Source organism: Fusobacterium sp. IOR10 (assembly GCF_010367435.1).
Lineage (GTDB): Bacteria > Fusobacteriota > Fusobacteriia > Fusobacteriales > Fusobacteriaceae > Fusobacterium_B.
The window spans coordinates 1-13,330 of the sequence record NZ_WJWY01000040.1 but is presented as its reverse complement, the minus strand read 5'-3'; the positions used below and the strand labels follow the sequence as shown (position 1 = coordinate 13,330).

Genomic DNA, 13,330 nt, shown 5'->3' with positions numbered 1-13,330 from the left:
TAGAATTTTAATTTATAGCAATTTAACAAAAATAAAAATTCCTTCAGCATAAAGCTGAAGGAACAAAAACATTATTTATTTTTTTATTTTTCTCCACCAACACCAGTTGACAAAGAACCTTTTTATTAAACTAAAAAAATAAGAAAAGGTGCAATGATAAAAGTTAAAATTCCAGCAATAACTATTGAAAGAGAACTCATTCCACCTTCAACTTCTCCCATTTCTAAAGCTTTGGCAGTTCCAACAGCATGACTAGATATTCCAATACCAAGTCCTTTAGCAATAGGATGTTTTATTCTAAAAATTTTACACATAACTGGAGCTAATATATTTCCAGTTATTCCAGTTACAATAATAGCAAATATTGTAATAGCTGGAATTCCTCCTAAAACTTGACTTAACTCTATTCCTAGAGGAGTGGTTATAGATTTAGGAACAAAAGATTTTAAAATTACATTGTTCAGTCCAAGAAGTTTACCAATAAAGATTACTGATAAAATAGCTGAACAGGCTCCAACTATTCCTCCAATTAGAATAGGTATATAGTACATTTTTAGCTTGTTTAATTGCCTGTATAATGGAAGAGCCAGAGCAATGGTAGCAGGAGCTAAGAAAAAGCTCATCATGTCTCCTCCCTTTTTATAATAATCCAGTGGTATTTCAAAATATGATATAACACTCATAATTATAATTGTTCCAATTAATAAAGGATTTAAAATAGCTAAATTTGATTTTTTTAAAATATATAGACCTAAATTAAAAGCAAATATAGTAATAATAATACCAAAAAAAGGTGTGTTTAAAATTGTTAAGTCCATTATCTTTTCTCCATTCTTTTTATTACAAAATCAACAGTTTTTCCAGTTATAATCATTGTGATTAAAGTTGTTATAACTAACAAAAAAATAATTTTAAAAAAATCAGTTTTTAATAAATTAATAGTTGAAAGTAGATTTATAGCTGGAGGAATAAAAAGAATAACCATATTTCCAACTAATAAATCACAGATTTCTCCTATGTTTTTTTCATTTAATATTTTTTTATAAAGTAAAAAAAATAAAATGAACATTCCTAAAATAGTTCCAGGAAGTGGAAGAGCAAAATAATGTTCTAATAATATTCCTAAAAAATTTATTGATAATAATATCAAAAGTTGTATGAACATATAAATCCTTTCAAAAATAATAGATAGTCCTTATTTAAGGACTATCTATAAAATAAAGTATTGTTTTTAATGGACTAATCTTTTTTCTTTAAAGTTGGAAATAAGATAACATCCTTAATAGTAGGACTTCCAGTTAAAAGCATAACAAGTCTGTCTATTCCAATACCAAGTCCTCCTGTAGGTGGTAGACCAGCTTCTAAAGCTTCTACAAAACTATCATCAATCTCAGGTGTGGCTTCGTCATTTCCAAGCTCAGCTTCTTCTATTTGAGCTTCAAATCTTGATCTTTGATCAGCTGGATCGTTTAACTCAGAAAAGGCATTTGCATATTCTCTAGCATCTATAAATAATTCAAATCTTTCTGTAAATCTAGGATCTTCTGGAGATTTCTTAGCAAGTGGAGAAATTTCAACAGGATGTCCATAGATAAATGTAGGTTGTATAACATGTTCTTCACATTTTTCTTCAAAGAACTCATTAATAATATGTCCAATAGAAGTCATATGAGGAGCAACAGGCACATGATTTTCTTTAGCTAAAGCTTTAGCTTCTTCAAAAGTCATATGTTTCCAGAAATCAACTCCAGTAACTTCTTTAATCATATCAACCATGTGAACTCTGTGGAAATTTCCTAAGTCTATAGTTTTTCCATTATATTCAACTTCTAATTTCCCAACAACTCTCATAGCAGATTTTTGAATTAATTCTTCAGTTATATCCATCATAACTTCATAATTAGCGTAAGCCATATATAGTTCCATTGTAGTAAATTCAGGATTATGTCTAGTTGAGATACCTTCATTTCTAAAACATCTATTTATTTCAAAAACTCTATCAAATCCTCCAACAATTAATTTTTTTAAATATAATTCAGGAGCAATTCTTAGATATAAAGTCATATCAAGAGCGTTGTGATGTGTCATAAATGGTTTAGCAGCAGCTCCACCAACAATTGGATGCATCATAGGAGTTTCAACTTCTAAGAAGTCTTTCCCAGCAAGTACATTTCTAAATTCATTTACAACTTGAGATCTTTTAATGAATGTATTCTTTACTTCTTTATTCATTATTAAATCAATGTGTCTTTTTCTATATCTAGTTTCAACATCAGTTAAACCATGAAATTTTTCAGGTAAAGCTTTCACATTTTTAGAAAGTAAAGTAAATTCTTTAACTCTTAAAGTTTTTTCTCCAGTTCTAGTTATAAATAATGTACCAGTGATACCAACAATATCACCAACACCACATTTTCTAATTAATTGCCAATACTTTTCATCTTCAAAAGCATCCTTTCTTGCATAAAATTGGATTCTTCCTGATTGATCTTCTATATGAGCAAAACCAGCTTTTCCTTGAATTCTGTAACCCATAATTCTACCAGCTGTTTTAAAAACTTCAGCCTCTTCCCCTTCAGCTGCAGGTTCATATTTTAATATATCACCTATCATAAATTGTTTGTCATATTTTTGTCCAAATGGAGTAAATCCCATTTCTTTAATTTCTTCAACTTTTTGCCATTGTTCAGCAAGAAGACGATCTTCTGCTATAAAATCTGAATATCTTTTCATAATTTCTCCTTTATAATAAATTTAGTTTATTTTTAATAAGTATATACTACTTTTTCTTCCCCAAATAGTTTTAGGATAAAGATCTTTAATTTTGTTAAATAAGATAATAGCTTTAGATTTGTTTCCTTGCTCAGCATATAACTCTCCAAGTCTATATAAAGATTCAGGATAGTTTTCATTATCTTCAGTAACTAAACTTAATTTTTCAATTGCCTTCTCTGGATTATTTGAATTGTAGTAAGACATACCCAAATAATAGTCAGCATTTTTAATTTCACTTGAATTATCCTTTAAAAGTTTAGCTTTTTCTAAAGTTAAAATAGTTTCAGCATAGCTTTTGTTTTTATAAAAATTTAAAGCTTTTTTATATAAAATATTTGATTCATTCTCTGATGATAAATTAATTTTATTATTTTTAGAAGCACTTAAATTTTTAAGTTCAACAATAATACTATTTATAGGTAATGGCAATAAAAATGAATTGTCTGTTTTATAATAATTTGCTTTAGTTGGGTTATTTAATTTTTCATAAAATTCACTAATTTTATTAGCTAGTTCTAAAGTTCTTTCTTCAGTATAACAAGCTTCAAGAAACATAATTTCTTGTGTATTTGGATCTTCTTTCTTTAAAATAGTTCTTTTAATAAAATCATTTAATTCTTTAGAATTCTCTTGAAAATTAAGGTATTCAATTGAAAATGGAACTTTTTCTTTTAGCAAAGTATTTTTACCAGCAATAATTTTTATTTTCTCCATAGAGCTAAGTTCAAAATTATTTTCTAGATAGTTACTTTCCTTTTTAAAAATAAGCTTATCTGACTGTTCAAGAGATAAATTTAATAAGTCTAAAGAAAAATCTTTATTTTTTACATTTTCTGGAAAAAGCATTCTAAATAGTTTAACACTATTTTCTAAATTTTCCAAGTCTTTAATAGTATTATTTTCAGAAATCATATTTTCTAAATTATTTTCAGAAATTTTATAATGAGAAATATTATTAATAGTAACATCTTTAATTATCTCATTGTCTTTAATGAAAGAAAATGAATAAATTCCTTGGTAGATACTTCTAAAATAAAAATAATCATTTTTAATAAAGGCATCATAAGATTGTACATTAGGTATTTTTTTTGAAAAAGAATCTATTTCCCCAATTGGAATAACAGCATATTCTCCTAAATAAATTTCAGGATTATTATTATTTAAATAGGTTCTAGAATTTTTGTTTTTTATATTATCCTTAGTAACATCTAAAAAGTACTTAATACCAGAATTGTTAAGAATAAAATTATCTTGTACAAGTATACTAGGTTCAATAATCTTAGGTTGTTTTATAGTATTTAAATTTTGGCAACTATAAAACAAATTAGTTAAGATTATTAAATATAAGAATTTTTTCATGATTCCCCCTTCTAAGTTTCGTGTATTGAAATAGAAATATTATTTATTAGTGACTTTTCTTGAAAAATTGAATAAGAACATTTGAAACCATTTTGATCAATGGTCAAATTCTTAGTAGAAATATCAAATTTACAATTAAAAGAATTTGTTTCGTAATTAAAAGAAGTTTTTAAATCTTTTTTTAAAATAAGAGAACTGTTAATTTTTCCAAATCTATTTATGAAAATAGAATCAGAATAAATTTCTAGTTCAGTACGTCCAAATTCATCAATATATTTGTATGAAATGAAATTTTCTTTTATTTTTTTTATAGCATGAATTTCTGAATGTATAGTTTGATTATCTAATTCTGTAGTTTTAATTTTTAATTTTACCTTCATTAATAATCACTAAACTCATCGTAATTTTCATTGTCAAAGCATTGAGAAGTATTTAAAGTGTCTTCCCTGTCATAATATTCATCTTCTTCCCAATCTCCAATACTATCAAGAGGATTGTCTTGATAATATCTCCAAAAATCTAAAATTTCATCAGTTAAATTTAAATCATCAAGATAAGTTAAATCGTCATCTTCGTTAACAAAAATAAAAGTTTCCCCTTCTTCATTATCTGCAAGGGTATAATCTTCTCCTTCGTAAGTTACAGTATCAATTATTTCAAAATCGTAGCTATTTCCACTTATTTCTTTTGTGAAATAGTCTCCCAGTGAAAACATAAAAACCTCCTAAATTATTTGTGATATTTAATGTTGTTTATAATGCTAAACCATCTATAAATTTGTTCTGAAAGAATAAGCCTCATTAATTGATGAGGAAAAGTCATTTTAGAAAAACTAAGGGAAAAATTAGAAAAAGCTCTAACTTCTTGAGAAACTCCATAAGAGCCTCCAATAATAAAATTAATGGTACTATGTCCATTAAGACAAATTTTTTCAATTTCCCTAGACATTTCTTCAGAGGATAAATTTTTTCCCCCAATGTCCAAAAGAATGTTATATCCTTTTCTTTTTTCAAGTGTTTCTAAAATATTCTTGCATTCTTTTTTTATGGAAGAATCTCTGTCAGAATCATTTCCAAATTCCTTTAATTCAACTATTGAAAATTTTCCAAAGCTTTGCATTCTTTTAGAAAATTCTTTAATCCCATCCTTAATGTATTTATCTTTTATTTTTCCCACACAAATTATATTAATATTCAAATTCTTCTCCCTATGTATTATTTTCTATTGAATAATTTTTCAATATCATTAAGAGTTAGTTTCATTAAAATAGGTCTTCCATGAGGACAAGTGTACTCATCTAGTAAAAAAAGTTGGTCCAACAGTATTTTTATTTCTGTATTATTTAAAGGTTGATTTGCTTTAATGGCCTTTTTACAAGATGACATAATAATAATATCCTCAATTAATGAATTTCTCAAATTGGCATTTTTTAAATCTTCAATAATATTCCTAAATAATTCTTCTATACTGCAAAGAAATTTTATATTAGGAACAGCTCTAATAATAACATCCATTTTTCCAAAAAAATCAATTTCAAAACCAAAATTTCTTAGGAGTTCGATATTATTTTCAACTATCTCTTTATCTTTAATTGAAATAGAAAATTTAATAGGGACTAATAATTGTTGTATAGAAATATTTTTATTTTTATAATCATTTTTAAATTTCTCATAAAGAATTCTTTCATGAATTATATGTTGATCATAAATTTCTAGCACATTATTTCGTTCTAGGATAACAAAAGAATTTGCAAACTGTCCAATTATCTTATAATCATTTTTAACATTACTAACTCTTCCTAGTTTATCAGTTTTTTTATTATTTGAAAAGTTATTTTTTGAAAAAATAATATCATTTTTATTTTCAGAGATATCTTCACAGTTTATGTTTAAGTCTTGCTCAGAATAAGGAGTTGAATCATAAGTAAAATCATTTTCAAGGGATTTCAATTTAATAGGTTCAGATTTAATAGTTTCTTTTTTGAAATTATTAATATCTAAAAATTTTTTCCCATTTTCAGGAGTAATAGTTGGAGCTATAAAATCAATATCTCCAGAAAGTTCATTTTTAACATTTTCATAAACAAGATTATAAATATAATCTTCATCTGAAAACTTAACAATTTTTTTAGAAGGGTGAACGTTGATATCTATTTCTTTAGGATCTACCTCAAGAAATAAAATAGCAAAGGGATATTTTCCTCTCATTAATTTAGTGTAATATCCATCAATTAGTGCTTCTTCTATAATTTTTGATTTAATAGGTCTATTGTTAATAAAGATATAAATGCCATCTTTATTAGAACGGTTAAGGGATGTATTTCCAAGATATCCCAAAGAAAAAGGGATAACATTCTGTAAAGTATTTTTTCCAAATATTTCAAATATTGTATTTTTCATACCTCTTCCACTTGTTTTTAAGATTTCCACATTATTATTAATTAATGTTAGAGATATATTGGGATTAGCCAATGCTTCCAAAACAAATATTTCCTTAATTCCTCTAAACTCAGTGGTAGTTTTTCTTAAAAATTTTAATCTTGCAGGGGTATTAAAAAATAATTCCTTAACTTCAATTTCAGTTCCAACATCCCTAGAAATAGTATTAATATTAGTTATCTTCCCGCCAATAGCGTTTAAAACACTTCCTTCTTCACTGTCTTTTGTTTTTGTAGTTATTCTAATTTTAGAAGCAGAAGAAATTGAAGAAAGGGCCTCACCTCTAAATCCATAGGTTAATATATTTGATAAATCTGCCTTAGTATAAATTTTACTAGTAGCGTGTCTTTCAATTGATAAGAGAAGATCTTCTTTGGCCATACCCTTACCATTATCTGAAATTTTAACATATCTATTATTATTTTTCACTGAAACTATTATTTTTGTACTTTTAGCATCAATTGAATTTTCAAGTAATTCTTTGATCATACTAGCTGGATTTTCAACAACTTCCCCAGCAGCTATCATATTAGAAACTTTTTCATCTAAGATTTTTATTAATCCCATTAAACCTCCTAAAGCTCATATTTTTTTATTTAAAATAACTAATTTGAGTATACATTTTCAAGCTTTGTATGTCAACAGTGTTTTGTGGATAAAGTTATTTTGTAAATTTAACAATATAATTATATAATAGATATTATATAATAAATAGAGGTGAATTATGGAAAATCCAAAAACAGCGTTAGAATTAATGAAATCTAGATATGAAGCATATAAAAAAGGAGATATAGATTATGTGAAAAGAACATGGGATAAAAAAGAAAGCAAAAAAATAAATTGGGTAGAACTTGTTCAATGGAATGATTATGTTCAATGGAAGGAATTGAACATATTAAAAGTTGAAAGGGGAGAAAGATTTGATATAGATGGAATAGTTGAATTTCAAGGGAAATATATTGATAAAGAAACAGGTGAGGAAAAAATTCATCATGAAATCAGTTATTTTGTAAAAAAGGGAAGAAAATGGTATTATAAAGGTTATTTAAATGAATAAAAAAAAAGGGATTTCTCCCTTTTTAAATATTCCATTCTAATAGTTTGCTTAAAAATTTTTTTAATTTAAGATTTTTAGGATTTTTGAAAACTTCTTCACTTTCTCCAAATTCCAATAATGATCCATCAGCTAGAAAGGCAACTTTTTCGCAAGCATGTCTAGCAAATCCCATTTCGTGAGTAACTATAATGAAATCAATTCCATCTTTTTTTAATTCATTAATTATATCCAAAACCTCAACAGTGTATTCAGGATCTAAAGCAGAAGTAGGCTCATCAAATAAAAGAAATTTAGGTTTAGGAGCCACTGCTCTAGCAATGGAAATTCTTTGTTGTTGACCACCTGATAATTCATTTGGTTTTTTCAAAGCATCCTTTTCAAGTCCAAATCGCTTAAGTAAATCCCAAGCTCTAGTTTGGGCATCTTTTTCTGAATAATTGTGAACGTGTATAAGAGGTATTTTAATATTATCAATGGCAGTCATATGTTTGAACAGTCCACTATGTTGAAAAACAAAACCAATTTTCTTTCTATAGGAACTTAAGGAATCTTCATTAAAAGAAATCTCTTCATCATCTATTGACATTTCACCAGAAGAAGGGGGGATAAGTCCACCAATTATTTTTAATAATGTAGATTTTCCACCTCCAGATGGACCAATTATAGCAAGAGAATGTATGTTCTCATGAAAATTTATATTAGAAAAAACTTCTTTATTTTTTCCAAAATCTTTATTTAGATGAGTAAGTTTAACTTTCATAATTAAATTTCCTTTCAAGCATTTCACTTATATAGGTAATAGGGAGTGTTAAAATTAAATAAAGAAGTCCTAGAAAAAGGTAGCATTCAAATAATTTAAAATTAATAGAACTAATTTCCCTCATTGTTTGAGTAAGTTCAATAACAGCAATCATAGAAAGTAAAGAGGAATCCTTTATTATAGAAGAAAATTGTCCAGCTAATGCAGGTAGGGTCCTAGCTATTAATTGAGGAAGAATAACAAATTTTAAGGTCTGTTGTTTAGTAAAACCAACAGCCTTTGCAATTTCCAATTGAGAATTGTCAATGGAAATAAAACTTCCCCTAATTATTTCTCCTATATAGGCTCCTTCAAATATAGAAAGAATTAGAATTCCTGCAAAGAATCTATTATTAATTCCCCAAGCTGTTCCAACAATATAAAAGAATAAATAAATTTGCATTATAAGAGGGGTTCCTCTTATAAATTTAACATATGCCACAGCTAAATATCTGATAAATAATATTTTAGAAGTATTACAAATAGCTGTAACAATTCCAATAATTAAACTAATAATTAGACTACCAATACTTATGTAGAAAGTCATTAAAAATCCTTTGAAAATTCTGACTTTAAATTCTTTAATAAATAAAAAATCAAAAGAAACATTTATTTTAACCAATGACATCCAAAAAATTAGTATGAGAAAAATAGCTAATAAAACAACATTAAATAAAGATTTACCGTAGGATAAATTATTTTTATTTTTAGTAATGAATAAATTTTTTATGCTCATAATTATCTCCAATCAAAGTATGTAATTATAAAGTTTTTTAATCTTCTAAATCAAAAAACCATTTGAAACCTAGTTTACCAAAATCAACTTTTTCCTTAGCTAAATATTTCTCACTTAATTTATCAAATCCTCCATCTTTTCTATATTTAACAATGAATTCATTCATTTTATTAAGCAACTCTGTATTTCCTTTTTTCACAGCAACTCCTAGAACATCAACATCTTGATAAGGAATAAAAATAGGTGTTGTAGTATCTTTATTTCTTTCCCAATTACGATAAATAGTAAGTTGATCATAAAAGAAACCATCAGCTTTTCCTTGTACAACTTCTGTTACACAAGCACTTTCATCAGCAAGAGCAATGACTTTAGCATTTTTAACATTTTTCATAGCAAATATAAAACCAGTGGATCCAGTTTTAACAGCTATAGTATTTCCTTTTCTATCTAAATCTTCAAAATCTTTTATATTAGATTTTTTATTTGTTAAAATTCCTTGAAGAGCATTTGCATAGGGTATTGAAAAATCAACAACTTTTCTTCTTTCATTTGTAATTGACATTGAAGAAATAACTAAATCAGCTTTTCCAGTTTGAACAGATGGGATAAGTCCTTCCCAAGCTATATTTTCAATCTTTATATCTCTATTAATATATTTTCCAAAATCTTTAGCAAAATCAACACTGATACCACTTGGATCCCCGTTTAAATCTTTCATTTCAAAAGGTGGATAAGCTAATTCCATAGCAACAACTAAAGGTTTTTCATTTTCTTTTTTACTTTTGCATCCAACTACACTAACAACTATTATCATTAACATAAAAAGATATTTTAATTTATTTTTCATAAAATTTACCACTCCTTTTTTGCATTCTCACTTTTATAAATATTACTGTTGGCCAATTTAACATACACCAAAAATTTAAGTTTTTAGATTTTTCATATAAGATACCTCCAATATTAATTGAAATTTTAATGTTTATTTTTCAAATTTTAAGGATACTCTAATAATATATATTATACCTTATAAATAGAAGAAAACAAAACAACTAAAAATATAATATAATATTGATATTTGACAAAATGTACTTGTTGTATTATAATAAAATTTAAAAATCCATTGGGAGGTGTAGTATGAAGTTAAAAGTTTTAGTTGATAACAACACATATATAGATGAATACTATTATGGAGAACCTGGAGTTTCTTATTACATTGAAGACGATGGAGAAAAATTATTGTTAGATGTAGGATACTCAGATATATACATAAAAAATGCAAAAAAAATGAAAATAAATTTAAATGAGATACAAAAAATTGTTTTGTCTCATTCTCATAATGATCATACTGGAGGTTTAGAATATTATTTTAAAAATTATGAAAATAAACCAGAAATCATAGGTTGTTTTGGAGTTTTTGAAGAAAGAAAATATGGCACATTGAAAATAGGCAGCCCTATGAGTGAAGAAAAAATATTAAAAAAAACCAAAGTTATATATAGTAATACTCCAAAAAAGATTACAAAAAATATCATTTTTTTAGGAAAAATTCCTAGAAAAAATAAATTTGAAGGACAAGTTCCCTTGGGGGAAGTAAAAAAATCTGGAAAATATGTTGATGATTATAATTTAGATGACAGTGCTTTAGTATATAAATCTAAAAATGGTATTTATATAATAACAGGATGTTCTCACAGTGGAATATGTAATATAATAGATTATGCAAAGATTATTTGTAAAGATAATAGAGTACTTGGGATTATAGGTGGTTTTCATTTGTTTGATTTGGATGTTCAAACAAATGAAACTATAAAATTTTTAAAAAAAAATGGAATAGATAAAAATTTATATCCATGTCACTGTGTTTCTCTCAAAGTAAAAACAGAAATGAGTAAATATTTCAACATAAATGAAGTTGGAGTAGGGCTAGAATTAGAGTGGGATTAAGAATAAAATAAGTTAGTGAATATAAAATTCACTAACTTATTTTTTATTGAAAATTTCAACTATTGTTTTTTCTGTTCCAACCATTCCAGGGGAAGCAATAAGACCCATATTTTTCATTGTATTTTCAGGCTTTTCATCACAAATTCCGTGGATATTAAAAATAAAAGAATTATCCATAGCAAGTTCAACTGATCTAAAGGCAGCATCTGTTGCTACAATTCCTTTCATTGTACATCCTTGATTTCCACCGTCACAAATCATACCTGTGATACTAGATGCCATATTATTTAAAGTTCCAACAATTTCTTTGTAACTTCCATTTCTCATAAATGTTATAGCACAAGCCATTCCAGTACCAGCAGCAATAGCACATCCACAAAAAGCAGAAAGTTTTCCTGAATATTCTTTTATATATGTACAAATTAAATAACTTAGAGCTGTTCCTCTCAATAATTTTTCCTCAGAAATTTTATTTACTTTATACTCTGCATATAAAGGCATTGTGGCAATTATTCCATGAGCACCAGATCCAGTGATACTCATAGCAGCTTTATTAAGCCCTATAACTCTAGCTTCAATAGCTCCTCCACATAATAAATTAGCAGTTTTATTAACATCCTGTGAAATTATTTTTCCATCATTAAGTTTAAATAAATTTCTACAAAAAGTTGTACGTTTGTTTTCCATTCCCTCGTTAAACAACTCTAAATTAACCTCATAGGCTTTTTTTATAAAATTAAGTTCATTTATATTTATATTTTCCACATATTTAATTATATCCTTTAATGTATAGTCATGGATGTTTAAAGGTGCAGAATTTTCAGCTTCTTTAGATAAAATATTATCTTTTTCAAAAATCACATTATTATTTTTAGTTATTTTGACTATATTTTCATGGGAATGTTCTATTAGGACTGTGATAATATCATTTTCTGTGATTAATGTTGTCTCTATATAAATATCAGAAGTAATTTCTCCTAAGACAATTTTAATTTTATGTTCATCAATTAATTTTTGAGCAAGAATGTTATCACTTTCTGTTACATCAATTAAGGATTCTAATCCTTTTTCAGGATTTCCAGCAACTGCTCCAAGTGCTGCTGCAAAAGCATTACCAACTTGGTTTGAATTTGGAATACCACAAGTAAAACCATTTTTATATATTCCAGAATTTAGAACAACTTTTATTTTTTGAATTTCTTCCTTTGAATATTTTCTAGCAGTTGAAACAGCTAAAGCTATAGCTCCTGGTTCTGTAACTCCAAAAGCAGGTTTCATATCTTTTTGTATCATTTGTATTAAACTATCCATTATCCCTTCTCCCTTTTATTGGTTTTAAATTATAATAACTTGTATTAACACTTAAGTCAATATAAGTTATTATAATTTTTAAAAATTAGTTACAAACAAAACAAAAAGATTAAAATTTAAACAAATATTAATTGTTTTTAATAGTAAAAAAAAACATATTGACTTGTATAATTAAAAGGAGTAACATACGCCTTGTTCTAGATAAAGTGTTGGTAATGATAGTTTTAAATATTGAAATTTAAAATTATCTAATTATAAAATTTAAAAAATATGAAGGAGAAGTATTATGAAAAGATTAGTTTTAAGTTTAGCTTGTTTATGTTTATTTTTTGTTGCATGTGGACAAACAAAAGAAGAAAAAGAAAAGGTAAAAGAGAATGCTGAAAAGGTTTATTCTGAAATTAATTCTCCAGCAGAGAATTTAGAAAAGGATAAAATATATAATGACAATGGTCAAATTATTGTTGAAAAGGATAATGTAACAGGTAAAGTTTTAAACTATTATTTTGATGGGAAGAAATATAAGGAGTCAAACTATAAGGATGGGAAAGCTCAAGGAGAATTTAATGTTTTCTATGTTAATGGAAATCCTTTTATAGAATCAGTTATCAATGGAGAGTTTAAAGTTTATGATAAAGAAGGTAATGAAAAAATAGAGGGAACATTAAAGGCTGTAGAAGATAAATTTAAATTAAGTTACAAAAAAGATAATGTAGATATTGAAAAAACTTTCAATTCATTAGAAGAAGTTTTAAAATATAGTTATTCAAATTAAAAAAGCTCTCTTTGTAGTGAACCCATTTTCTTGGACATGAAATTTAATATTTAATTTAAGGATTGATTCCTGTATTCTGCAGGAGTTAATCCTTTTAATTTTATTTTAATTCTCTGATTATTATAATAATCAATAT

At 26.1% G+C, this 13,330-nt stretch carries 16 protein-coding genes; 3 read left to right on the top strand and 13 right to left on the bottom strand.

All coding sequences use genetic code 11. The annotated features are described in order from the left end of the window. Nucleotides 1-125: 125 nt before the first annotated feature. The 8 genes from GIL12_RS09135 to mutL form a co-directional block, all read right to left on the bottom strand. Entirely contained in the window at nucleotides 126-818 is a 693-nt protein-coding gene (locus tag GIL12_RS09135; RefSeq protein WP_163470174.1) for an LrgB family protein, read from the bottom strand. Further along, entirely contained in the window at nucleotides 818-1,165 is a 348-nt protein-coding gene (locus GIL12_RS09130; RefSeq protein WP_163470173.1) for a CidA/LrgA family protein, read from the bottom strand. Before GIL12_RS09130 ends, GIL12_RS09135 begins: the two co-directional genes overlap by 1 nt. Before the next feature lie 74 nt (nucleotides 1,166-1,239). Continuing rightward, complete coding sequence (gene lysS, locus GIL12_RS09125) at nucleotides 1,240-2,733, bottom strand: lysine--tRNA ligase (protein WP_163470172.1); 1,494 nt, start codon at nucleotides 2,731-2,733, stop codon at nucleotides 1,240-1,242. Nucleotides 2,734-2,754: 21 nt separating this feature from the next. Continuing rightward, entirely contained in the window at nucleotides 2,755-4,134 is a 1,380-nt protein-coding gene (locus GIL12_RS09120; RefSeq protein WP_163470171.1) for a tol-pal system YbgF family protein, read from the bottom strand. Nucleotides 4,135-4,145: 11 nt separating this feature from the next. Beyond that, a complete protein-coding gene (locus tag GIL12_RS09115; protein WP_163470170.1) occupies nucleotides 4,146-4,514 on the bottom strand; it encodes a DUF1934 family protein in 369 nt (122 codons plus the stop codon). Beyond that, entirely contained in the window at nucleotides 4,514-4,849 is a 336-nt protein-coding gene (locus GIL12_RS09110; RefSeq protein ID WP_163470169.1) for a hypothetical protein, read from the bottom strand. The genes GIL12_RS09115 and GIL12_RS09110 overlap by 1 nt, the downstream gene beginning before the upstream one ends. A 14-nt stretch (nucleotides 4,850-4,863) precedes the next feature. Next, the gene (gene rlmH / locus GIL12_RS09105) at nucleotides 4,864-5,331 is read right to left on the bottom strand and encodes a 23S rRNA (pseudouridine(1915)-N(3))-methyltransferase RlmH (protein ID WP_163470168.1); all 468 of its coding nucleotides are present in this window, start codon (nucleotides 5,329-5,331) and stop codon (nucleotides 4,864-4,866) included. Between the two features lie 17 nt (nucleotides 5,332-5,348). Next, the gene (mutL, locus tag GIL12_RS09100; protein ID WP_163470167.1) at nucleotides 5,349-7,139 is read right to left on the bottom strand and encodes a DNA mismatch repair endonuclease MutL; all 1,791 of its coding nucleotides are present in this window, start codon (nucleotides 7,137-7,139) and stop codon (nucleotides 5,349-5,351) included. 157 nt (nucleotides 7,140-7,296) lie between these two features. Here mutL and GIL12_RS09095 point away from each other — a divergent pair, with 157 nt between their 5' ends. After that, nucleotides 7,297-7,629, top strand: a complete 333-nt coding sequence (locus GIL12_RS09095; RefSeq protein WP_163470166.1) for a YchJ family metal-binding protein — start codon at nucleotides 7,297-7,299, stop codon at nucleotides 7,627-7,629. A 22-nt stretch (nucleotides 7,630-7,651) separates the two neighbouring features. Here GIL12_RS09095 and GIL12_RS09090 read toward each other — a convergent pair whose 3' ends face one another. From GIL12_RS09090 to GIL12_RS09080, 3 genes are read right to left on the bottom strand one after another with little or no spacing between them, the layout of a single operon-like run. After that, nucleotides 7,652-8,389 carry an amino acid ABC transporter ATP-binding protein gene (locus tag GIL12_RS09090; protein ID WP_163470165.1) on the bottom strand — a complete coding sequence of 246 codons (738 nt, stop codon included), beginning with the start codon at nucleotides 8,387-8,389 and terminating at the stop codon, nucleotides 7,652-7,654. After that, nucleotides 8,379-9,164: an amino acid ABC transporter permease gene (locus tag GIL12_RS09085; protein ID WP_163470164.1), complete on the bottom strand. Its 786-nt coding sequence runs from the start codon at nucleotides 9,162-9,164 to the stop codon at nucleotides 8,379-8,381. Before GIL12_RS09085 ends, GIL12_RS09090 begins: the two co-directional genes overlap by 11 nt. 37 nt (nucleotides 9,165-9,201) lie before the next feature. After that, nucleotides 9,202-10,011: a transporter substrate-binding domain-containing protein gene (locus GIL12_RS09080; RefSeq protein WP_203522592.1), complete on the bottom strand. Its 810-nt coding sequence runs from the start codon at nucleotides 10,009-10,011 to the stop codon at nucleotides 9,202-9,204. 287 nt (nucleotides 10,012-10,298) lie between these two features. On the opposite strand from GIL12_RS09080, the gene GIL12_RS09075 reads away from it, so the two are divergent. Beyond that, entirely contained in the window at nucleotides 10,299-11,108 is an 810-nt protein-coding gene (locus GIL12_RS09075) for an MBL fold metallo-hydrolase (RefSeq protein WP_163470163.1), read from the top strand. Between the two features lie 36 nt (nucleotides 11,109-11,144). Here GIL12_RS09075 and GIL12_RS09070 read toward each other — a convergent pair whose 3' ends face one another. Further along, nucleotides 11,145-12,419, bottom strand: a complete 1,275-nt coding sequence (locus GIL12_RS09070) for a serine dehydratase subunit alpha family protein (protein ID WP_163470162.1) — start codon at nucleotides 12,417-12,419, stop codon at nucleotides 11,145-11,147. A 286-nt stretch (nucleotides 12,420-12,705) separates the two neighbouring features. Between GIL12_RS09070 and GIL12_RS09065 the strand changes: the two genes are divergently transcribed. Beyond that, nucleotides 12,706-13,194: a hypothetical protein gene (locus GIL12_RS09065; RefSeq protein WP_163470161.1), complete on the top strand. Its 489-nt coding sequence runs from the start codon at nucleotides 12,706-12,708 to the stop codon at nucleotides 13,192-13,194. 50 nt (nucleotides 13,195-13,244) lie between these two features. Here the strand turns inward: GIL12_RS09065 and GIL12_RS09060 are convergent, their stop codons facing one another. Beyond that, a complete protein-coding gene (locus GIL12_RS09060) occupies nucleotides 13,245-13,328 on the bottom strand; it encodes an IS3 family transposase (protein WP_370456718.1) in 84 nt (27 codons plus the stop codon). Nucleotides 13,329-13,330: the final 2 nt, after the last annotated feature.